Consider the following 21,695-nt stretch of genomic DNA (forward strand, 5'->3'; position numbering starts at 1 on the left):
TAAGGTGGCGCAAGTGACAGGAAATCCGGAAAAAACTTTAAAAATTGAACAAATCATGAATCTGTTGCCTCATCGTTATCCGTTTTTAATGGTCGACAGAGTAATCGACTATTCCATTACCGATGAGCATAAGACTTTACGTGCCATTAAAAATATTTCTTTTAATGAGCCTTTTTTCCAAGGCCATTTTCCCGGCAAGCCGGTTCTCCCCGGTGTTTTGATTTTAGAAGCAATGGCGCAGGCAACCGGAGTTTTGGCTTTTACCATGGTCGGAAAGCCTGAACCAGATGAGCTTTATTATTTTGCCGCAATCGATAATGCCCGTTTCAAACGTCCGGTAGTTCCGGGTGATCAATTGGTGCTTGACGTTGAATTCTTAAAAGAAAAGCGCGGTATTGCAAGTTTTAAAGGCGTTGCAACTGTTGACGGTGAAATCGTCTGCTCTGCAGATTTGATGTGCGCAAAACGTCGCGGCTAAGAATCAAAATAGAGAAAAAGAGTAAGGTGAAGCTGTGATTGACAGTACTGCAAAAATAGACCCATCCGCTAAAATAAGCGATAAAGCTGTTATAGGTGCGAATGTCGTTATTAAAGAAAACGTGATCATCGAAGATGACGTTACCATAGGTGAAGGCTGCGTTATTGAGCCGTTTTGCGTGTTCCGCGGACCTACTGTCATCGGAAAGCGTAATCACTTCTATCAATTCTGCTCTATAGGTGAGGCTTGTCAGGATTTAAAATACAATAATGAGCCTACTCGTCTTGTCATAGGAGATGATAACGTAATCCCGAACATTGCACGATGCACCGCGGTACCGTTCAGGGCAGATCGGTAACTACCGTAGGTTCGCATAACCTGTTTATGGTCAACGTTCACGTAGCGCATGACTGCATCGTAGGCGACAATTGTATTTTCTCCAATAATGCTACATTAGCCGGACATGTCGTTATCGGTGATTGGGTTATTTTCGGCGGGCTTAGTGCCATTCATCAGTTCGGACGCGTCGGCAGCCATGCCTTTATCGGCGGAATGGCGGCTTTGAATATGGATGTTCCTCCGTATGTTATGGCGGCAGGCCATTATGCCAAGGCTCACGGCATCAATAAAGTGGGACTTGCGCGCCGCGGCTTTTCAGAGCAGGCTATAAATGCCATTCGCAAGGCATATATGATTATTTATCATAAGCATAAGACGATCGAAGAGGCAATTCCGCTGCTTGAAGAGTTGGCTAAGACCGAAAGCGCCGTAACTCCTTTGGTTGAGTTTTTAAAAGAAAGCGGAAGAGGCATTGTCCGTTAATGCCCACTCAAGTTTCAGCGGCAGTTAATACTGCTCATCTTTATGCATTAGTCGCCGGAGAATCTTCCGGCGATACTTTAGGCGCGGGCTTAATGCGCGCTATTTTACGCTCCGATCCTAAAGCAAGCTTTATCGGTATCGGCGGTGAGAAAATGATAAAAGCGGGGCTTACTCCGCTTGGCAGGATGGAAGTCCTGTCGGTGATGGGAATTTTTGAAGTCGCCTCTCATCTTATGCCCATACTTAAGCTGCGCTCTGAGCTTATAAAACAATTATTAAAAGCCCGTCCCTGCGTGGTGATTGGCATTGATTCCCCTGATTTTAATTTGGGTCTTGAAAAACGCATGCGCCGTGCCGGTATTCCGACGGTTCATTATGTCAGCCCGTCTGTATGGGCGTGGCGTGAAGGTCGCATGAAAAAAATCAAAGAAGCCTGCGATGAAGTGTTGGCATTGCTGCCTTTTGAAAAAGAATTTTATGATAGGGAAGGTATGCCCTGTACTTATGTCGGACATACTTTAGCCAATCAAATCCCTTTGCAGGTTTCTCAGGATGAGTCCAAAGCTCAAATCGAGCTTGAAAAAACCAGTGTTGAACCCGTACAGGGCAAGGTAATGGCTATTCTGGCAGGATCCCGTAAAAATGAGTTGGTGCATATGGTTCCCGTATATGCGCAAACGGCGAGGATCGTTAAGGAAAAAATGCCGGATGTGGTTTTTATTTCAGCCTGTCCAGATAAAGAGCGGGCGGAAATGCTCAAGGATTTATGGTTAAGTCACGCACCCGACTTGTCTTTAACCATTTACATCGGCTGCACGCATGCTGTTATCGGAGCTGCTGACGCGGTGCTGCTTACTTCAGGAACGATTGCTTTTGAAACAATGCTTTTAAAGCGTCCGATGGCCGTTGCGTATAAAGTAAATCCGTTGACTGCGCTCATAGGCAGGCGCCTGCTTAAAATCAATATGTTTTCCTTGCCGAATTTATTGGCTAAAAGACGTATTGTTGCGGAATTTATTCAAGAGCAGTGTACCCCTGAGGCTTTAGCTCAGGAAATGCTGAAGCTTTTGACTTCAGATAATTTGCTGATGAAGAATGAGTTTTTGAGCATGCATAAAGCCATGATTAAAAATTCTGATGAAATTGCTGCAAAAGCCGTATTGTCCTTAATCAAAAAAAGCGGGATCAAAACCGTTGAAAGTAAAGATAATAAAGCTTTTAACGGAATGGTGGAGCCTTCTTTTACCGTTCCGGCAAATATAGCCGGTACTGATCGTGCCGCAAGACAAGAGCCGCGACTTTAATGGCAAAAAAAGTTTTAGAGCCTTTTATCTATCCCATAGATCCGCAAGTTCATTTGGTTTGCGGAGCAGATGAAGCAGGTCGCGGTCCGCTGGTCGGCAATGTTGTTGCAGCGTGTGTAATCTTAGATCCGTCTCGTCCTATTTCAGGTCTTGCCGATTCAAAAAAACTATCGGAAAAAAAGCGCGATGCTTTGGCTTTGCAGATTAAGGAAAACGCTTTGGCCTACGGGATAGGACAATGTACTCCAAAAGAAATTGACAGAATGAACATTCTGTACGCTTCACTTGAGGCGATGCGGCGTGCTTATGTAAATATGCACAAAACCTGTGAGCTGATGTTAATTGACGGAAATAAACTTATTCCGGATTTTCCGCTTGCAATGCAGGCTGTGGTTAAAGGTGATGCACGCGTTCCTGAAATTTCGGCAGCATCTATTTTAGCTAAGACCGAGCGTGACGCCCAGCTTTATGCTTTAGATAAACAATATCCCGAGTACGGTTTTGCCAGGCACAAAGGATATCCGACTGCCGCTCATTTTGAAGTTTTGCATAAACTTCCTTTGCTCTCATGTTATCGGATGACATACGCTCCTATAAGAAAGCTGCTAGCTGAGGGCAAGGGGATTATAGAGACGATTTAAGGTATTTTTGCGTCTTTTTACTGGTATATGGAGGCGCTTATGGAAAATAACAAAAAAGCGGTTATCGTCGGAGCGACGTCAGGGATCGGATATGCTGTTGCTTTAGAGTTGATAAATAAGGGCTGGATCTTAGGAATTGCCGGCAGAAGAGTTGATAAATTAAAAGAACTTCAGTCACTTGCTCCCAATCGGATTAAATATAGAGAAATTGATGTCCAAAGCTGTAATTCCTGCGCAGAGCTCAATAAGCTCATAGCCGATCTGGGAGGAATTGATTTGTATTTGCATTGCTCAGGGATAGGCAAGCAGAATTATTCTTTAAAAAGCGAAATCGAACTTAATACCGTTGCAACTAATGTTGACGGTTTCGTCAGGATGGTAACTTGCGCCTTTAATTATTTTGCGGCAAAAGGAAATGGGCATATAGCTGTAATAAGTTCAATAGCCGGTACTAAAGGCTTAGGCGCTGCTGCAGCTTATTCAGCGTCAAAGCGCTTTCAGAATACCTATATAGATTGTCTTGATCAGCTGTGTCATATAAGAAAGCTAAATATTGATTTTACCGATATCCGTCCCGGGTTTGTCGCTACTCCTTTACTTGACGGAGGCGGCAAATATCCGATGGTTATGGATGTTAGTAAGGTTGCAAGAAGAATCGTGACAGCGTTAAATAAGAAAGAAAGGGTTACGGTTATAGATTGGCGTTATCGTATTTTGGTCTTTTTCTGGAGACTGATTCCTTTATGGTTATGGAGACGCTTGCCTATTTGCAATTAATGAGCTGTCCATGTGGTGAATTCTGCCGGTGCTTAGTTTTCATATGAGCATATACATAGCCATGCAGTTCGTAAAATGTTAAACTATCAACTTATGGGCAGTTACTGCTATAAGTTTTTTCGTGAAATAAAGCTAATGCCGGGCTATCGAATTTTAAAGCTGAGGATAAGTTTTACTTTTGCAAAAGCTTAAAGTTAAATCAAAAATGATTTAACGGCATATCTTGCCTGCAAGATTAGAGAGAAGGTTTATGAATATCAATTATTTGGATTTTGAACAGCCTATTGCTGATTTGCTTGCTCATATTGAGGAGTTGAAGCGGTTAAGCAATACGGTCGGCGCCGATGTCGACATGTCAAAAGAGTTGGCACAACTTGAAAAGAAAAATGTTGAATTAACCAAGAAACTTTACTCCTCCTTGTCTGCATGGCAGATATCTCAGTTATCCCGTCATCCGATGCGTCCTTATACTTTAGATTACGTTCAGCGCATCTTTACTGATTTCCAAGAATTAGCCGGCGACAGAGCCTTTGCCGATGATAAAGCTATTGTCGGCGGTCTTGCACGTCTTGACGGCACTTCCGTTATGGTGATCGGTCATCAGAAAGGACGTGATACTCGTGAGCGTACTTTACGCAATTTCGGTATGCCTCGTCCTGAGGGGTATCGTAAAGCTATGCGCTTAATGCGCCTTGCCGAGCGTTTTAATCTGCCGATTATTACTTTTGTCGATACTCCGGGCGCATATCCCGGTGTCGGAGCGGAAGAGCGTTCTCAGGCAGGAGCCATTGCTGAAAGCTTAAAGTGTATGTCTGAGCTTAAAGTTCCTATTATTTCAACAGTTATCGGTGAAGGCGGTTCAGGCGGTGCTTTGGCAATCGGCGTCGGCGATAGAGTGAATATGCTGCAGTATTCAACATACTCGGTTATTTCTCCTGAAGGTTGTGCTTCAATTCTGTGGAAGAGTGCAGATAAAGCCTCTCTTGCCGCAGAGGCTATGAATATTACCGCAGATCGCTTAAAGTCGTTAAAGCTTATTGATAATGTCGTAAAAGAGCCTTTAGGCGGTGCGCATCGCGATTATGACACAATGGCTGAGAATCTTAAGGCACGTTTGCTTCTTGATTTACGCGAGCTTGCCGATACTCCCAGTGATACTCTTGTTGAACAGCGTTTTGAACGCTTAATGCATTACGGCTATTGTTAACCTCAAAAGCAAGGCAGGAGCTTAATCGTCTTGCCTTTTCCCTTATACATAAGTTAAAGCCTGCTCCTATAACCGTCGGGTTATCGGGAGGGGCTGATTCTACTCTTGCGCTTTTAGTTGCCTGTAAACTGCAGGAAACAGATCCGCGTTTTAGTGTATTAGCCTGTCATTGTATCCATGGCCTTGATGCGGATGATCCTATTTGGCTAAAGCATTGTCAGGATCTGTGTCAGCGATTAAAAGTAAAGTTAGTAACCCCTAAGCTGAATATTGTATACGGCAACGGGGTTTCGCCTGAGGATGCATCCCGTAAGGAACGATATCGGGCGCTGCTTGAGAATTTAAGCCCTAACGGCTATTTGATGCTGGGTCATCAATCAGATGATCAGGTTGAAAATCTTTTGCTTGCATTAAAACGCGGCTCGGGGCCGCGAGGCCTTGGCGGAATGAGTACTGTAACCTGTGATAATCGGGGAACTATCATAAGGCCGCTGTTGGATTTAAGCAAAAAGGATATCGAAAATATTTTAACGGCGCTCGGTTTTGATTGGGTTTTTGACATCTCTAATACTTATTTAAAGTTTGAGCGTAATTTTATTCGTTTAAAAGTTCTGCCTCTTTTGCGTCAACGTTTTATAGGTATTGATAAAGCGATTTTAAAAAGTGCTAAATTGTGTGCTTTTGAACATGATTTAGCCTCGCGTTATGCCGAAACCTTTTATACACAAGCTGTAGCTGATGATATTTTTTATATTGATAAGATAGATATTGAAGATCAGGCTTTAACCTTTTTTGTTTTAAGGCGATTTTTATTTAATTTTTTATCATCCGCCCCTGATTTTAATACCGTTGCCGCTTGCTATGATCTTATTAAAGCTTCAAACGATCAGGAGGGAGTGGTTGAATTTGCCGATAAAGAGATCCGCCGCTATTTAAATACGCTAAGAATTGTCAGTAAAGCTATAACTCCTAACAAAGACAGCATATTAATTCTGCATAAAAATGAAACTCTTTGTCTTAATGATTTTGCATATTCTCTTATAAAAGGCAGGGCAAAAAATAAGAGTTTTATTTTGAAATCTGATTGTGTCACACTCGATTTTACATATTCAGGAAGTTTTAAAATAAAACCGGTAAATAGAGTTCATCGGCGCGAGATTAAAAAGATTTTCGGTGAAAATTTTATTCCTTATTGGGAGCGGGCGGCATATCCGCTGGTAAAGGATAAAGATAGCGTTCTTGCTCTAGGATCGGTTTGTGCTTTAGGGAAAAAGGAAGATCTTAAAGCTGAAGATGTTTACTATCTTGAGATTAAGAATCTAAAAACCGGAAAAGTAATTTAACAGCAAAAAATAAGCCGATACTTTTAAGTATCGGCCAAAGCGGGATTTTCAATCAGAAGTCGTAAATAAATCTGCGATTCAATTGAATCTGAAACTTAGAGGGGATTGTGTAAAAAAAGTTTCAAAAAATATTAAATATTTTTTAAATAAATTTATCTTATTGATTTAAATAAATTTTATTTTTAGATGAAAGTTAATTTTCTGCAGGCAACATTTTGTAAGGATTATTTTTGTACAGAGAGTCGAATTTTGTTTGGAAGAAGAAAATAAAAAGCCGATACTTTTAAGTATCGGCCAAAGCGGGATTTTTAATCAGAAGTCGTAAACAAATCTGCGATTCAATTGAATCTGATAATTAGAGTGCACCTTTAAAGAAAAGTTCCAAAAAATATGAAAAATTTTTAAATAAATTTTAACTTAATGATTTATAAATAATTTTTATTTAATTACGGGCGGATTTTTTTTATTTAAAAAATTTTTTTATAAAAGCTATTGCTTTTTTTTAACAAAATGGTTAGCATTAAGTTATGGCAGTTAGCCAAAACTAACTGAGGCAAATTGACTTTTTGCATGTGTATTTAGGTGGTTCACCTTTTGCTGTTCTTGCAGACATTTAGACTCCTACTAAGTGTCTGCATTTTTTTGTCGTTATAAAAAACAAAACCCCGCAATTTTGCGGGGCTTATCTTTTAGATCTGCTCTAAATTAGGCAATTGCCTTAATCTTGGCAGCAAGATCGCTCTTATGACGAGCAGCCTTATTCTTGTGGATAAGACCTTTGCAAGCGGCACGGTCCAAAACCGGCTCTGCTTCTTTAAAGGCAGCCTGAGCTGCAGCTTTGTCATTGTTAGCACAAGCGGCTAAAACTTTTTTAATCAAAGTGCGCATCTTGGAACGAGCAGCTACATTACGCTGACGTGCTTTCTCAGAGATAATAACGCGCTTCTTTGCAGACTTAATATTAGGCACAAATAGCTCCTGATTATTATTTACACTTGCCACATTCCAATTCACTAGGTGGCACTAGACGCGATATTTTACCAGTTTTACTATCTTTTGTAAAAATTAAAAATACTTTTTTTAATGAAAAATAAGTGATTTTAATGTTTTTATTCTTAGAAAAAAGGAGTTCTCGCGCTATTTAATTATTTTTTGAAGTTAAAATACTTGAAAAGTAGTATTTTAATCAAAGATTTTTACTGAATATTTTATGTAAAAAAACGCCCGTTAAGGGAGAAACACGGGCGTTAACTTTAAAAAGCTTACTGCAAGTACTCTGCGTATGACATCATGTGCTCGCGAAGCTCTTTAAGACGGTTTATTGAGTCTTGAACGTTCAAGGCATAAGGCTCTTGGAAGTTATAGACTTTAATGGCTTCTTTGTACTCTTCGCTGTTATTGACTATTTTAAGAACGGCAGCATTGAGTTTCTCGACAACTGCAGGATCGGTTCCTTTAGGTGCCAAGATAGCGTACAGGGTATCAATAACAAGATTAGGAACGCCTGATTCCTTAGCAGTCGGAATGGACGGGACTGCCGGCAGACGCTCTGACATTAAGGTGCAGATTGATTTTACTTTGCCGCTTTCAATGTATTCTTTTGCCAAAGTATACGGAGCGATGGTAACGTCAATATGTCCGCCTAAAAGGGAGGTCATACGTTCGGCACCGTCACCGCCGGCGTCAACCAATGCAAATTGAGCTCCTTTGTCCTGGGCCATGATTAAAGCTGCAACATAAGAGGAGCCTCCCATGGCGATACCGAGCTTGATGGTTTCAGGCTTTTCTTTTGATGCGTTGATTAACTCTTCAAGGGTGTTGGACGGATCGTCGGCTCTAACCAACAGATTTTCACCGCACTGTTTGCCGTAAACAGCGACGGGTTCAAAAGCCTCATAACCGTAATCACTAAGGCCGCTTGCCTCATTTGAAGACAAGGACATAGCGTTAGTGGCGATTAATGTATATCCGTCCGGATTTTCGTCCTTGTATTGGGTAAGAGCGATAGATCCGTTGGCGCCTGGAACATTATTGACGACTACGGAAACACCGAGCTCTTTTTCAAGCAGACGGGAAATCAAACGGGCATTGTAGTCGGTATCGCCGCCGGCACCGTGAGTGCAGATCATATTGATGGTCTTATTAGGATAGTCGGCAGCAGCGTCTGCGGCAAAAGCAGGAGCAACTGCGCACATAGCCATTACTGCGGCACCTAATAACAGTTTGTTTGATTTAAATTTCATTTTTTACTCCTCATCAGATACAAGAATTGATTTGGCTTCTTTGCGTTGACGGATTAAAGAGTAGATGACTACTACTATAGTGAAGACAAAGAAGAAGATGGCAATAGGGTGGCTGAAGAAGCCCATCGGCTCGAATTGAGCGTGCTGGAATGCGCGACGGAAGTTAAGTTCGAAGATAGGTCCCAAGATGAATCCTAAGATCATAGGAACATGCGGGATCTTGGCTTTAAGCAGAACATAGCCTAAAACGCCGAATATCAGTACGCACCAGACATCGAAGATACGGTTGGCGTTGCCGAAAGCACCGATAATGCACAGAATAATGATGATAGGCATTAAAAGATACTTGGGAACTTTTAATACGCGGATAAATACCTTGATGCCGAAAAGCTCGATAAAGAGTATGGCAATAGCTGAAAGACCCAAGGCAAAGAAGATACCGAATACTTCAGGACCGTTTTTGTCAAAAATGAGCGGGCCGGGAGCAATTTGGTGAACCATGAGACCGCCAAGGAGCATAGCAGTTGCAGCATCTCCCGGAATTCCTAAGGTCAGCATAGGGATCATGGCGCCGCCGATACCTGCGTTATTAGCGGTTTCTGAGGCGACAACGCCGTCGGCAATGCCGGTACCGAATTTCTCAGGATGCTTGGATTGGTTTTTGGCTGTAGTGTAGGACAACATGCCGGAGATGGCGCCGCCGATACCCGGAAGAATACCGATAACAATACCGATAATGGAAGATCTGACCATGTTCCATTTTTGTTCGATAAACTCTTTCCAGGTAAAGCCGAAGCCTTTGATCTTGACGTTTGACTCAATTTCCGCCTTAACCGGATTTCTGACATCTTCTGCCGCTTTAATGACCTCGGTGATGGCAAAAAGACCGATAAGTAAAGTTAAAAGAGCAAAGCCTGCATTAAGCTCGGTCATGCCGAAAGTAAATCTTTTTGCCGAGTCAATCGGAGCCAGGCCTACGGTAGCAAGCATTACGCCTAAAAGACCGCTGATAAGGCCTTTTACCAGATCGCGTCCGGTCAGGGAAATTACCAAAGACAATGCTAGCAGAGCCAAAGTGCAGTACTCGTAAGGACCGAACTTAATGGCAAGGCTTGCAAGCAGCGGGGCTACCAAGACTAAAACCAGGAGTCCCAAGATGGTTCCGCAGAAAGAAAATACTACACCAACACCTAAAGCTTTACCGGCTTGTCCTTTCATAGCCATAGGACGACCGTCAAAGCAGGTGGCTATTGAAGACGGGGTTCCCGGAATGTTCAGCAAAATCGCTGATATCAAGCCTCCCGATATACCGCCTACATACAAAGCTACCAAGGTGGATACGCCCTGCAGCGGAGTCATGGTATAGGTCAAAGGCAGGAACATGACGATCGCCATGGTTGCGGTAAGACCCGGAATAGAGCCGAAAATAATACCGATAAAGACGCCGATAAGGATGAACAGAATCACCAACGGATCCATTACCATCATTAGGCCTTGAATTACATCTGATCCCATAGGTGCTCCTTAATTACTCGAAAATAGCGCCGGCAGGCAGCAGGACTGCAAGCCAGTATACGAAGATATAGTAAGTGGCAACCGAGAAGATGACAGCTATAATTCCCGCTTTTACATAGCTCTTCTCACCTTTGGGCATCAAAATCAATGTCTGCACGAAGATGTAGAAGATGCTGGCGATAATAAAGCCGACAAAATCCATGATTGCGATGTAAATCAATAAAGCGCCGAAAGTTTCGACTACTTCAAGATTCTTGTTAAACCAGGCGCTAAAAGAAAAAGGTTCGCCTTTGGCGTCTTTATCTTTATTGCGCAGTCCTCTGACGATAAGGGCAATTGCCAGCAGCAGCATGCAGACTGCCCAAATCTTCGGCATTGAGGTGGAGTTAACCGCGGATTTACTAAAAGCCTTCATCACGCGAATGTTGGAGGCTTCAAAGTAATACCACAGAGAAAACACCGCAATGACGATACCGGTTATAAGGTCATTACGTTTGCTCATGTGTCCTTCCTTTTTTTATTGTCAGGAATTTATTGATTGGCGGCGATGAGTTTGAGATAAATCTCTTTCATTTCATCGCGGGTTAAATCTTTAGGATTATTGCCAAGCAGTCTGGTGACTTTGGAGGCGGCTTCTACCAGTTCGTCGACGATATCGACGGTGATGCCTTTTTCTTTAAGATCGCATTTGATTTCAAGATCGGCATTTAAGCTGTAGAGCTCTTTTACAAACAGATCGGCAATTTCTTCATCGCTCTTGCCTTCGGTATCAAGTTCCATAGCTTTGGCCATGTCTACATATTTTTTGATGCAGCAAGGCTTGTTTACGTCCATGACAAGAGGCATTAGGATGGCGTTAGATAGTCCGTGCGGAATGTGATAGCGGCCGCCTAGCGGGTATGACAAGGCGTGAATTGCCGTGGTGCTTGATGATGCGATGGCAATGCCGCCGAAGCAGGAGGCCAGCAGCATATCTTCACGGGCATCCAAATCCTGACCGTTTTGATAGGCTTTACGTAAACTTCTTGCTACCTTTTTAATGCCTGAAAGAGCAAAAGTATCCGAAAGAGGATTGGCCTTCTTTGAAATGTAACATTCCATTAAATGACACAGAGCATCAATGCCGGTATTAGCGGTGATCCGCGGCGGAAGACCTGCGGTCATTTCCGGATCCAGGATAACCGTATCGCTAATCATCAAATCGGTAACGATGCCGACTTTAAGGTTTTCCTCCGGTACAAGTACGATAGCATTCGGAGTAGCCTCAGATCCGGTTCCTGCAGTAGTGGGGACCATGACGGTAGGAACGCCGCGAACCTTCGGTTTTTGGCCTTTTAACATGTCTTCAAGAGTAATGTCATTTTTAAGCATTAATGACACTAGTTTTGAAGTATCCATGGCAGAGCCGCCGCCGATTGCAACAATGAAATCGCAGGCATGATCTTTTGCCTGCTGATAAATGCCGTTGACCTGCATGTATGAAGGCTCAGGCGGAACGTCATTAATGACGCTGACATTGCATCCGGCTTCTTTTAAAAGAGCTTCGGCCTTTACGGTAAGACCTGCTTTAAATACTCCGGCGTCGGTTATTACAACGGCATTTTTTGCATTTAAAGATGCAACGATCTCACTAAGAGCGTTTAAAGCTCCTTTGCCGCTTACTATTTTTCTGATTTGACCTAGTGAATAAATTGACATTTTTATCTCCTACTTATTTGCCCAGCGCGGGTGTTTGTAGACATCAGGATTGCAAACATAAGGCCATTTTTCTCCTGCAATAATGGCAGCAACGCCTTTTGCGGCCATTGTTGCGACATTGGAGGCGGCTTCCTTAGTTTGACCCGCCATGTGCGGATACACGATGACATTGTCAAGACTTAAAAGAGGATCATCGGCAGGAACCGGCTCTTTATCAAAGACATCAAGAGCGGCGCACTGAATGACGTTGTTCTTTAAAGCGTTATAAAGATCTTGCTCGTTAATGATTCCGCCGCGTGCGCAATTGATTAGAATTGCGGTTTTCTTCATCTTGGCAAGTTCATCTTTGGCAATGAGATTGCGGGTTTTATCGGTTAACGGTACGTGTACGGAAATAACATCGGCATTTACCAGAATCGGTTCAATGGTTTCACAGTAGGTATAGCCTTTTTCTTCAACGGCTTCTTTCTTTACGAAAGGATCGTAAACCATGATCGACATGCCTACGGCTTTGCACAATTCAGCTAAAATGCCGCCGATATGACCGTAGCCGATAAGACCTAAGGTTTTGCCGAAAATTTCGTAGGCTTTGTATTCACTGCGCATTGCCCAATTGCCTTTACGTAACTCTTTATCCGCTCTTACCATATCCTTGGCTGCAGCAAACATCATGGCAAAAGCGCATTCGGCAACGGAGCGGGTATTGGCGCCCGGGGCAATAACCACGGGGATGCCAAGCTCGGTTGCGGCTTTGACATCAACATTGTCGACGCCGACGCCGGGGCGGCCGATAGCTTTAAGGTTGGGGCAAGCTTCCATAGTGGCTCGGTCGATATGGCCGATACGGATGATAAGGCCGTCAGCGTCTTTGACAAAAGGTAAATATTCTTTAGGCTCACCTGAATTGGATACCGCAGTTTCCAAATTGGCCGCGTTTAATACGGCCATTCCGTCTTTGTGCAGAGGTTGAGTGATTACTACTTTACTCATTTTCTATGCCTTATTTATAGAGTTTGAAAACATCAAGCAGGGCTTTGTCGATAGCTTCGTTTTGTACGTTGGACGGAGCGCGGGCAGGTCCTACTTCATAGCCTAAAAGCTGAGCAGCGCGTTTGACGACGCTGTTGGGGTTGCCCATCTGCATGACGTTGCGGAACGGACGGATCTTCTTTTGGGCTTCGTTGGCAGCTTCAAAATCACCTTTCTTAAACAGTTCGTAGATGGAAACCATAAGCTCAGGGAAGACATTGGAGCATCCGGAGATAGCGCCTGAACCGCCGGCTTTTAAGGTCCAGAGAATAAGGGAGTCGGAGCCGGCAAGAACATGCAGGCGCGGATCGGTGTTTTCAATGTACTTTAAAGTATTGTCAAAGTTGCCGGAGCTGTCTTTAATACCGATGATATTGTCAAACTCGGCTAACTTCTTAACAGTGGTAAAGGCAATGTTATTGCCGGTACGAGCAGGAATGTTATAAAGGAGAATCGGTAAATTTACGGCTTTGGCGACAGCACTGTAGTGACGATATAAATCATCCTGAGTGATGGCGGTGAAATAAGGAGAGATAACGGATAAGCAGTCAACTCCGCCTAAAGCTTCAACGGCCTTTGACAATTCAACGGTTTCTTTGGTAGTAACGCAACCAGTTCCTGCATATACGGGAACGCGTCCGTCAACGGCTTCGACTGCGGCTTTGATGATTTCAAGCTTTTCTTCAAAGGAGAAAGCATAGAACTCACCGTTGGTGCCCAAAGAGAAGATGCCGTGAACGCCTGATTTGATGAGGTGATCGATAAATTTCTGATAAGCATCTTTATTGAAGTTTTCGTTTTCATCAAGGGCGGTTAATACCGGAGTGATAACGCCATAAGGTTTAAACATGATTTGAGCTCCTTTAATTATTTAATAAATCTTTGAATTTGACATTAGCCATTTGTGCGCCGAGATTTAAGGCGACGGTCATGGATTCGGGATCGGCAATGCCTTTGCCGGCAATTTCAAAAGCGGTTCCGTGATCAACGGAAGTACGGATGCACGGCAGACCGACGGTTACGTTGACGCCGGTGCTAAAGCCTAAGACTTTAAGCGGAATGTGGCCTTGATCGTGGTACATTACGACTACGATATCGAATTCACCTTTATTGGCTGCACGATGGAATACGGTGTCGGGGGCAATAGGTCCTACGACATTTATTCCTTCTTCTTGAGCTGCCTTTACTGCAGGAACAATTTCCTCTGCATCTTCGGTACCGAACATGCCGCCTTCGCCGCAGTGCGGGTTGAGCCCTGAAACTGCAATACGCGGTTTTTCAAAACCCATCAGTTTTAAAGTGTCATCGGCAAGGTGAATTACCTTAAGCACACGATCTTTTTTGACTAAGTCGCAGGCTTTTCTTAAAGAAACGTGGGTTGAAACGTGAATGACGCGCAGTTTGTCGCCTACAAGCATCATGGAATAGTCTTTGGTACCGGTTAAATTTGCCAGGATTTCAGTGTGACCGGGGTGCGGGCATCCGCCTAAATGCAGAGCCTCTTTATTAAGCGGAGCGGTGACGATAGCGTGAATTTTTCCTGCTTTTACAAATTCAACTGCTTTAGCGATGAACTCATAGGCGCCTTTTCCGCAGGCGGCATTGATTTTTCCGAATTCAATGTCGTGAGGAATATTGTCAAGAGATATTACTTCAATCTGTTCAGGACTCGGATTGGCCTTTGCAGGGTCGGTGATTTTATGAACTTTAACGTTCGCGCCGATGATTTTTGCTGCTCTTTCCAGCTGATATGCATCCCCGAATACGACGGGAATTGCTTTTTCATAAAGTTTCGGATCGGATAACGCTTTTACGGTGATTTCGGATCCGATGCCAGCTGCATCACCCATAGTGATGCCCAGTACCGGTTTTTTCATGGTGATATTTCCTTTGTGGAGATTAAAAAGATTGGTAACTGTTTTGGTAAATACTTGGGGTGTGCCTAAAGCTCCGGCTTTGGTAACCAGGACGCAGTTTTGCGGAATGCCGCTGTCGATAAGGCAAAGCGGGATGCCTTTTTCTATTTCACCTAAAACTTTAAAAGAGTTGGCTCCGACTTCTTTGCAGGCATGGACTGCGGTGTCACCGCCGGTCATGATGAATGCATTAAAAGAGGGAGCCAGGGCGGCCATCAGATCACCCATAAGCTTGGCCATGCGTTCGCCAACATTAAAAAATTCGATGTTAAGTTTTTGTCCGCACTCTTTGGATTTAGCTACATCATTTTCGTCAAGAGCACCAGCAATTAAGACAATAAGTTTTTCATCAAAGGCTAAAGCAGCAAAAGAAGAGGTAACCGATGCAATGATGCGCTCCAGTTCTTTTTTAGGATCGGTTAAAAATTGTTCCGGATCTATTCTTTCTAATAAAACACGGATTTTTTGTTCTTTGTTATTACTGCTGAAGTTTTGCAGTAAATTTTGACATTGCGCTCTGGTAACCGCACTTATTGAACCTGCCAGAATCAAAATTTTTGACAGATTGTAAAAAGACGGAGTATTTCTATTTACGGTTTTTTCTTTATTTTTAAAAACAAGAGAAGCTATTGCATCGGCAAGCCCTGCCGAGCCTACAAACAACGGAGTTTTGAAATTGAGGAAAGACGCTGCAACAGCTTCTAAATCTTCTTTTTCTGTGACATCGCAAACGATTACTTTTACTCCTGCATTTTTTAAGTAAAGAGCTTTTTCATAAATAAAAGCACTTCCTTTGTGGATGTCTTCAAGAGTGATTATTGCTGTATCAAGATTACTTTGTTTTTTGATAATATCTGGGATAAAGGAAGTAGTGATTGGGCTTTTGGGGATATTCTTAAGTTCGGTTTCTTCAAGCCTTATTCCGTTTAATAATTGATAGCCGTTTTCGGTGGTACGACCGGATTGGGGAAAAGCCGGAGCAAATACTGTTATTTCCGGTTCAATAGCGTCAATAGCTGCTTGTAATTCGCTTCCTATATTGCCCCTAACTGTGGAGTCGATTTTTTTATAAATAATTGATCTTTTTTGATCAAAAGTATCAATTTTTTCTTCAAAACGTTCTTTTTTGATTAATTTTGCAATTTTAAATACGTTTGTATAAGCGCTTTGTGCGTCGATATCTCGGCTTTCGGTATCAAAAACGGCTGTTGAAACTTTAGTCAGCTTTATGTTTTCTGTAGGTAAAAATACTTTTGTATCAATGTGTAGAGCAAATTGAGCGGCGCAATCATTAGCACCTGTCAAATCGTCTGCGATAACAGAAATTTGCATATTTTTCTCCCTTTATTTGATGATGATTATATTTAATATTTTTTGATTGTAAATAATCAATAGTGGCTAAATGTGAATATCGTCACGCATAATTTAGATATTTATGACAGCTTTAGAAAAATTGTGAGCAAATTCAATCAGAAAAATTTTTTTGTTCTGTTATAATCTTTGATGATGAGGATAAGAATATATGATGAATAAGACGGTGTAGTATGGCTCAAGAAAGATCAAAGCAAATAGTAGAATATTTAAAGATGCATAATTTAGTAACCGTAGATGAATTGGTTTCTATTACCGGGGCATCTCCTGCTACGATTAGGCGGGAATTAATTAAACTAGATAAAGAAGGAGCAGTATACCGTGTTCATGGTGGAGTGACATTAAATCGTTTTGTTCCCAATCAACCTACGACTTCAGAAAAGCAAGGCCAGCATCATAAAGAAAAACTGATGATAGCGGCTGCTGCGTCAAAACTTGTAAAACCTGGTGATTCCATTGTCCTTGATGCAGGAACTACCACAATTGAAATAGCCAGAAATCTTATAGATATACCTCTTAGAGTTATTACCAACGATCTTCATATTGGACTTTTGCTTGCAGATTACCAGCAAATTGAAGTTTCTGTTACCGGAGGAAGCGTAGACTGGTCAAGCCAATCCTGTATCGGAGATGTTGCCGTAAACTTTTTATCGAAAGTTCATCCTACATACACTTTTATAAGCTGTAATGCGTTTAAGGTGGATACAGGAATCACTGCGCCGACTTCGGATAAGGCAGCAGTCAAACGGGTTATGACACAGCATTCTTCAAAGAGAGTTTTAGTAGCTGACAGCAGTAAATACGGTCTAACTCAGCTTTTTGAAGTAAGTCCGCTTACAAGTGTAGATATGATTATTACAGACAGCGCTCTTGATGGAAAAGAGGCGGATGAAATAAGAAAGCTTGGTATTGAGCTTATCTTATGCTGATTTATTTTTTATAAGACAATATGAAGTAAAGGCACATGGAGATAAATTCTTTGTGCCTTTTTTATTTTTTGATTTTTACAGATTCATTTTTTTTGATTAAAAACAATCAAATTTTATTAAATAGCACATAGTTTTAAGCAGTAAGTCACGTTTTTGTTGCGTTAAATTAATCATAATGATCGCAATTGATTGCTATTTTCATGCTTAAGCTTGAAATCAATCATATATAGATATTTTTTGTTCAGAGTCACTGGGAATACGGTAGGTGTCTTTATGCTTAAGAAAACTACGATTTTGATGGCTCAATTTTGGCAGGGGTTTTTTCTTTGTCCGGATGCGGGGAAGAGGAAAAAGCTGCAGCTCCTACAGCTGCAGCAGAAGAAAAACCACAGACAGTAGAACCTATCGTGATCCGCGTAGGTCATGATGCCCATCCGGGTGAGCCTTTTTACGCCGGCTGCGAGAAATGGAAAGAACTATTGGAAGCCAAATCTAACGGTACTATGCAGCTTGAGCTGTATCCTTCAGGACAGCTTGGAAGCAAAGATGATTTATTAGACCAAATAGCTACCGGAGAAGCAATTTGTACCTTGGCGGACGGAGCTTATTTTTATGATCGTGGTGTAAAAGATTTCGGTATTGTCTTCGGACCTTATTTGTTTGATTCTTGGGATGAGGCGTATAAGCTTTATGAAAGCTCTTGGTATCAGGAGCAAGCGGATAAACTTGCAGAGGTTGCCAAGCTTAAAATTGTTGCCTCTAATTGGCGTTTCGGCGTACGTCATACATTAACAACTAAACCGGTACAAAGTCTTGCTGATTTCCACGGAATAAAATTGCGTGTTCCTACAAATGTAATTCAGTTAAAAGGTATGGAGGTTTTAGGAACTGCTCCGACTCCGATGGCTTTAGGTGAGGTATACACAGCTCTTCAGCAGGGAACGATTGACGGCGTAGAGAATCCTGTGGCGCTGCTTTATTATGGAAAATTCCATGAAGTTGCAAAATATCTGTTGCTCGATTCGCATGTCTACAACATTACCAATTTGGTTGTAGGCGTTGATTTCTTTAATTCTTTAACTAAAGAACAGCAGCAGATGCTGATGGATACTTGTAAGGAAGCAGGTTTATATCAGAATAAACTCTCTGAAGAATCAGATACTGCTCTTATTAAGAAAATGCAGGATGAAGGGGTTACTGTGATTGAACCTACTCCTGAATTCAAGCAGGAACTGAAAGAGGCATCTAAGAAATTTTACACGCTGCCTGATTTTAAAGATTGGTCTCCTAATTTGTATGAGACCGTAAAGGCTGCAATGAAATAACATGTTAAGAATAAAGCTGTCTTTAAAAATTGCCTTAAAGACAGCTTTTTTATTTAAAGAGGCTCAATCTGATGAAAGATAAATTTAAGATTTTGTTAAATCTGGATTTGATTATTGCCTGTATATTTTTCGTTATCCTGGTCGCCGTTACCTTTTTCGGCGTGATTATGCGCTATTTTTTATCCGATCCTTTGCATTGGACAGAAGAAGTTCAGTTGGGCTGCTTCTTATGGATATCTTTTTTAGGAGCGGGAGCTGCTTTTCGCTACGGATCCCATGTGTCAATTGAGATTGTGTATGACATGCTTCCGAAAAAATATCAGCTTATTCTTTCAGTAGTCAACTACGTGTTAATGACTCTTTTGTTTGTTTATCTCTCGGTATTAAGTTTTGAACTTGTGCAGATTATGTTTAATCTGAATAAAGCAACTTATATTCTGCAGATCCCTACTGGATTTATCAACATGGTAGTTCCGATAAGCTGCGTAATTATGATCGTCAGTTCGTCAGTTCAGGCTTATCGGGAAATTGCGGCAAAAAGAATCGAAATTAAGGGGTAAGACATGGATATAGCTATTTTTTTATGCTGCTTTGCTTTACTGCTTTTTCTTTTTATGCGGCAGCCGGTTTTTGTGGCTATTTTAGGCGCTACGGCAATTTATTTTTTGTTCCATACGGAGCTTAATTCCGCTTTTATGGTGCAAAGGGTTATAGCAGGAACGCAATCAATACCTCTTTTGGCGATTCCTTTCTTTGTGTGTGCCGGTGTGTTTATGAATTACACCGGTGTTACTAAGAGAATTATTGATTTTTGCGAGGCTTTAATCGGTAATGTAATCGGGGGTATAGGTCATGTGACGGTATTGGTTGCTACCATTATGGGAGGACTTTCCGGATCAAATTTAGCCGATGCGGCCATGGAAGCGAAAATGCTTGTTCCGGAGATGAGAAAGAGAGGCTTTTCAAATGAGTTTGCTTCAGTTTTGGTTGCAACGGCTGCAATTATTACTCCGCTTATTCCTCCCGGGATCGCAATGATTATTTACGGTTCAATTGCAAATGTTTCAATCGGTAAGCTGTTTGTTGCAGGAATCGGACCTGGTTTATTATTATGCGTCACTTTAATGATTTTGGTGGCTGTGATTTCATATAAACGGGGCTATACCAACAAACATCCTGTAGATACGTCATTTAAGCGGGTTGTTAAAACTTTTAAAGGAGCCTTTTTGCCGCTTTGCTTGCCGATCGTAATTATCGGCGGTATTCGTATCGGTGCTTTTACTCCTACTGAAGCAGGATCTGTTGCTATTGTTTATTCGCTTCTTTTAGGAATTATTTACCGCGAGATGAGTTTTAAAAATATCATGCAGGGGCTAAAAGAAACAGTTTTGACTTCTGCCAGCATTATGCTGATTGTTGGCGCAGCTTCTGCTTTTGCTTGGATTTTAACTCGCGAACGCGTTCCTCAATATTTGACGGGATTGTTTATCCATCATTTAAACAGCGGCGTATTATTTTTGATTTGCGTCAATCTGTTCCTTATTTTTATCGGCATGTTTATTGAAAGTACTGCGGCTATGATTATTTTAGTTCCGCTTTTAACGCCGATTGCAGCTCATTTCGGGATTGATGAAATTCAATTTGCCATGGTGGTGATTTTTAATTTCTCAATCGGAGTGTTGTCACCGCCTATGGGAACTTTGATGTTTGTTACTTGCTCAATTACCAAGTGTCCGATGCTTAATTTCATTAAAGAAGCGGTTCCTTTCTATTTGCTCTTGGTATTTTGCTTGATTCTTTTGACATTTGTACCGGTATTTACTACGGGACTTGTAAATTTGGTCTATTAGAAACAGGAGCAAAAAAATGCAGGCAAGTCTTTTAATAAAAAATGCAGAAATCATTTTTCCTGATGAAGGAAGAGTAAATAAAGGATCTTTGGCAGTTGCCGAAGGTAAGATTTATTTAGTTGAAAACTTGCCTGACATTCAAGCGGATACGGTGATTGATGCTTCAGGGTTGTTTGTGTCTCCCGGTTTTATTGATCATCATTGTCATGTGTTTTATGGAGGTACCGGAATAGGTTTTCTGCCCGATACAGGATCTTTTCCTTTGGGCTGTACCGCATTGGCGGATGCCGGGAGCGTAGGAGCGTCAAATTTTAAAGCGTTTTATAACGATATAGTAATTCATAGCAGAACTAAAATTTTTACATATTTAAATGTTGCGTCGGCAGGACAGGTTAATGAACATTCTCCTGAATATGCCAATCCGCAGTTTTTTGATAAATCGGTAATTAAAGATCTTTTCGGTAAATATAAACAAATTAGGGGGCTTAAATTAAGATTCGATAAAGCATGCGTAAAAGATCTGGGTTTAAAGGCTTTGGAGGAAGCAAAACAACTTGCCTGTGATTTTAAGGTTCCTTTAGTCGTACATGTAGCCAATCATCCCGATCGTATTGCCGACATTGTAAGTCTTTTGGATAAGGGAGATGTGGTCTGTCATATTTATCAGAATTTATGCGAAGGAATTCTGGATGAAGGCGGTAAAATCTTAAAAGAGGTAAAAGCGGCAAGAGAGCGCGGTGTTTTGTTTGATTCGGCAGACGGATATAGAAATAACTCTTTTTCAATTATAAAAAAAGCATTTGCCGAAGGCTTTTTGCCGGATATCATCAGTACCGATTTAACATGTGAAAAACTTTATACCAACCGCGGTTACGGCCTTATTTATACCATGTCAAAGTATTTAGCGGCAGGAATGTCTTTGGAAAATGTAATTAAAGCTGTAACTGTAGCGCCTTTTTCTTGTTTGGGAATTCATGATTTAGGGATAATAAAAAGCGGAGCTGCAGCTGATATATGTATTTTTAAGCTTGATGATGCCGGAGATTTCGTGTTTAAAGATTATGCAGGGGAACAAATACAAGCCTCAAAAATTATTCGACCGCTAGTCACGATTGCGGGTGGTGATATTGTTTTTGCTGATTTTGAGATGATTGTCCAAGACAGAATACGCAAATAAAATAGATTATTTTATTCTTTAATTCATATTATTGTTTTTGTGAAAATTTCTTGATTTTTAACAATCATAG

General features: G+C 41.7%; 19 protein-coding genes and 1 pseudogene. 12 read left to right on the top strand and 8 right to left on the bottom strand.

The window, feature by feature from the left end:
• Nucleotides 1-4 precede the first annotated feature (4 nt).
• From fabZ to tilS, 7 genes and pseudogenes are all read left to right on the top strand, one after another.
• Entirely contained in the window at nt 5-478 is a 474-nt protein-coding gene (gene fabZ / locus HMPREF9444_RS04015) for a 3-hydroxyacyl-ACP dehydratase FabZ (RefSeq protein WP_009143081.1), read from the top strand.
• Nucleotides 479-512: 34 nt separating this feature from the next.
• A pseudogene (lpxA, locus tag HMPREF9444_RS11370) lies at nt 513-1,300 on the top strand (acyl-ACP--UDP-N-acetylglucosamine O-acyltransferase).
• Complete coding sequence (lpxB, locus tag HMPREF9444_RS04025) at nt 1,300-2,604, top strand: lipid-A-disaccharide synthase (RefSeq protein ID WP_009143084.1); 1,305 nt, start codon at nt 1,300-1,302, stop codon at nt 2,602-2,604. The pseudogene lpxA and the gene lpxB overlap by 1 nt, the downstream one beginning before the upstream one ends.
• Nucleotides 2,604-3,245, top strand: coding sequence for a ribonuclease HII (gene rnhB / locus HMPREF9444_RS04030; RefSeq protein ID WP_009143085.1), 642 nt, complete (start codon nt 2,604-2,606; stop codon nt 3,243-3,245). Before lpxB ends, rnhB begins: the two co-directional genes overlap by 1 nt.
• A gap of 39 nt (nt 3,246-3,284) precedes the next feature.
• Entirely contained in the window at nt 3,285-4,022 is a 738-nt protein-coding gene (locus HMPREF9444_RS04035; RefSeq protein ID WP_040909191.1) for an SDR family NAD(P)-dependent oxidoreductase, read from the top strand.
• Between the two features lie 250 nt (nt 4,023-4,272).
• On the top strand, nt 4,273-5,229 hold the full coding sequence (accA, locus tag HMPREF9444_RS04040) for an acetyl-CoA carboxylase carboxyl transferase subunit alpha (protein ID WP_009143087.1): 957 nt from the start codon (nt 4,273-4,275) through the stop codon (nt 5,227-5,229).
• Nucleotides 5,223-6,572 (top strand): tRNA lysidine(34) synthetase TilS, encoded by a 1,350-nt coding sequence (tilS, locus tag HMPREF9444_RS04045; RefSeq protein ID WP_009143088.1) that lies wholly within the window; start codon nt 5,223-5,225, stop codon nt 6,570-6,572. The genes accA and tilS overlap by 7 nt, the downstream gene beginning before the upstream one ends.
• A gap of 705 nt (nt 6,573-7,277) precedes the next feature.
• On the opposite strand, the gene rpsT is transcribed toward tilS, so the two are convergent.
• From rpsT to pdxA, 8 genes are all read right to left on the bottom strand, one after another.
• The gene (gene rpsT, locus HMPREF9444_RS04050; protein WP_040909192.1) at nt 7,278-7,541 is read right to left on the bottom strand and encodes a 30S ribosomal protein S20; all 264 of its coding nucleotides are present in this window, start codon (nt 7,539-7,541) and stop codon (nt 7,278-7,280) included.
• Between the two features lie 293 nt (nt 7,542-7,834).
• Complete coding sequence (locus HMPREF9444_RS04055; protein WP_009143090.1) at nt 7,835-8,815, bottom strand: tripartite tricarboxylate transporter substrate binding protein; 981 nt, start codon at nt 8,813-8,815, stop codon at nt 7,835-7,837.
• A gap of 3 nt (nt 8,816-8,818) precedes the next feature.
• Nucleotides 8,819-10,330: a tripartite tricarboxylate transporter permease gene (locus tag HMPREF9444_RS04060; RefSeq protein ID WP_009143091.1), complete on the bottom strand. Its 1,512-nt coding sequence runs from the start codon at nt 10,328-10,330 to the stop codon at nt 8,819-8,821.
• A 13-nt stretch (nt 10,331-10,343) separates the two neighbouring features.
• Nucleotides 10,344-10,832: a tripartite tricarboxylate transporter TctB family protein gene (locus HMPREF9444_RS04065; RefSeq protein ID WP_009143092.1), complete on the bottom strand. Its 489-nt coding sequence runs from the start codon at nt 10,830-10,832 to the stop codon at nt 10,344-10,346.
• A 29-nt stretch (nt 10,833-10,861) separates the two neighbouring features.
• Nucleotides 10,862-12,028, bottom strand: coding sequence for an iron-containing alcohol dehydrogenase (locus HMPREF9444_RS04070; RefSeq protein WP_009143093.1), 1,167 nt, complete (start codon nt 12,026-12,028; stop codon nt 10,862-10,864).
• Nucleotides 12,029-12,037: 9 nt separating this feature from the next.
• A complete protein-coding gene (locus HMPREF9444_RS04075) occupies nt 12,038-13,018 on the bottom strand; it encodes a hydroxyacid dehydrogenase (protein ID WP_009143094.1) in 981 nt (326 codons plus the stop codon).
• Nucleotides 13,019-13,028: 10 nt separating this feature from the next.
• On the bottom strand, nt 13,029-13,907 hold the full coding sequence (dapA, locus tag HMPREF9444_RS04080) for a 4-hydroxy-tetrahydrodipicolinate synthase (protein WP_009143095.1): 879 nt from the start codon (nt 13,905-13,907) through the stop codon (nt 13,029-13,031).
• Between the two features lie 13 nt (nt 13,908-13,920).
• Nucleotides 13,921-16,305 carry a 4-hydroxythreonine-4-phosphate dehydrogenase PdxA gene (pdxA, locus tag HMPREF9444_RS10755; protein ID WP_009143096.1) on the bottom strand — a complete coding sequence of 795 codons (2,385 nt, stop codon included), beginning with the start codon at nt 16,303-16,305 and terminating at the stop codon, nt 13,921-13,923.
• Between the two features lie 212 nt (nt 16,306-16,517).
• Here pdxA and HMPREF9444_RS04090 point away from each other — a divergent pair, with 212 nt between their 5' ends.
• The 5 genes from HMPREF9444_RS04090 (at nt 16,518) to HMPREF9444_RS04110 (ending at nt 21,625) form a co-directional block, all read left to right on the top strand.
• Nucleotides 16,518-17,273: a DeoR/GlpR family DNA-binding transcription regulator gene (locus HMPREF9444_RS04090; RefSeq protein WP_009143097.1), complete on the top strand. Its 756-nt coding sequence runs from the start codon at nt 16,518-16,520 to the stop codon at nt 17,271-17,273.
• A gap of 308 nt (nt 17,274-17,581) precedes the next feature.
• Nucleotides 17,582-18,598, top strand: a complete 1,017-nt coding sequence (locus HMPREF9444_RS04095; RefSeq protein WP_009143099.1) for a C4-dicarboxylate TRAP transporter substrate-binding protein — start codon at nt 17,582-17,584, stop codon at nt 18,596-18,598.
• A gap of 71 nt (nt 18,599-18,669) precedes the next feature.
• Nucleotides 18,670-19,158 carry a TRAP transporter small permease gene (locus tag HMPREF9444_RS04100; protein WP_009143100.1) on the top strand — a complete coding sequence of 163 codons (489 nt, stop codon included), beginning with the start codon at nt 18,670-18,672 and terminating at the stop codon, nt 19,156-19,158.
• A gap of 3 nt (nt 19,159-19,161) precedes the next feature.
• Nucleotides 19,162-20,448, top strand: a complete 1,287-nt coding sequence (locus tag HMPREF9444_RS04105; RefSeq protein WP_009143101.1) for a TRAP transporter large permease — start codon at nt 19,162-19,164, stop codon at nt 20,446-20,448.
• A gap of 16 nt (nt 20,449-20,464) precedes the next feature.
• Complete coding sequence (locus HMPREF9444_RS04110; protein WP_009143102.1) at nt 20,465-21,625, top strand: amidohydrolase family protein; 1,161 nt, start codon at nt 20,465-20,467, stop codon at nt 21,623-21,625.
• The last annotated feature ends 70 nt before the right edge of the window (nt 21,626-21,695 follow it).

It is taken from the genome of Succinatimonas hippei YIT 12066, from assembly GCF_000188195.1.
In the GTDB taxonomy this organism is placed as follows: domain Bacteria; phylum Pseudomonadota; class Gammaproteobacteria; order Enterobacterales; family Succinivibrionaceae; genus Succinatimonas; species Succinatimonas hippei.

What these genes read in the sequence shown, in the direction of transcription:
- lpxB (WP_009143084.1), top strand. Translation starts at nt 1,300, where the DNA reads ATGCCCACTCAAGTTTCAGCGGCAGTTAATACTGCTCATCTTTATGCA.
- rnhB (WP_009143085.1), top strand. Translation starts at nt 2,604, where the DNA reads ATGGCAAAAAAAGTTTTAGAGCCTTTTATCTATCCCATAGATCCGCAA.
- HMPREF9444_RS04035 (WP_040909191.1), top strand. Translation starts at nt 3,285, where the DNA reads ATGGAAAATAACAAAAAAGCGGTTATCGTCGGAGCGACGTCAGGGATC.
- accA (WP_009143087.1), top strand. Translation starts at nt 4,273, where the DNA reads ATGAATATCAATTATTTGGATTTTGAACAGCCTATTGCTGATTTGCTT.
- HMPREF9444_RS04055 (WP_009143090.1), bottom strand. Translation starts at nt 8,815, where the DNA reads ATGAAATTTAAATCAAACAAACTGTTATTAGGTGCCGCAGTAATGGCT.
- HMPREF9444_RS04060 (WP_009143091.1), bottom strand. Translation starts at nt 10,330, where the DNA reads ATGGGATCAGATGTAATTCAAGGCCTAATGATGGTAATGGATCCGTTG.
- HMPREF9444_RS04065 (WP_009143092.1), bottom strand. Translation starts at nt 10,832, where the DNA reads ATGAGCAAACGTAATGACCTTATAACCGGTATCGTCATTGCGGTGTTT.
- HMPREF9444_RS04070 (WP_009143093.1), bottom strand. Translation starts at nt 12,028, where the DNA reads ATGTCAATTTATTCACTAGGTCAAATCAGAAAAATAGTAAGCGGCAAA.
- HMPREF9444_RS04075 (WP_009143094.1), bottom strand. Translation starts at nt 13,018, where the DNA reads ATGAGTAAAGTAGTAATCACTCAACCTCTGCACAAAGACGGAATGGCC.
- dapA (WP_009143095.1), bottom strand. Translation starts at nt 13,907, where the DNA reads ATGTTTAAACCTTATGGCGTTATCACTCCGGTATTAACCGCCCTTGAT.
- pdxA (WP_009143096.1), bottom strand. Translation starts at nt 16,305, where the DNA reads ATGCAAATTTCTGTTATCGCAGACGATTTGACAGGTGCTAATGATTGC.
- HMPREF9444_RS04090 (WP_009143097.1), top strand. Translation starts at nt 16,518, where the DNA reads ATGGCTCAAGAAAGATCAAAGCAAATAGTAGAATATTTAAAGATGCAT.
- HMPREF9444_RS04100 (WP_009143100.1), top strand. Translation starts at nt 18,670, where the DNA reads ATGAAAGATAAATTTAAGATTTTGTTAAATCTGGATTTGATTATTGCC.
- HMPREF9444_RS04105 (WP_009143101.1), top strand. Translation starts at nt 19,162, where the DNA reads ATGGATATAGCTATTTTTTTATGCTGCTTTGCTTTACTGCTTTTTCTT.
- HMPREF9444_RS04110 (WP_009143102.1), top strand. Translation starts at nt 20,465, where the DNA reads ATGCAGGCAAGTCTTTTAATAAAAAATGCAGAAATCATTTTTCCTGAT.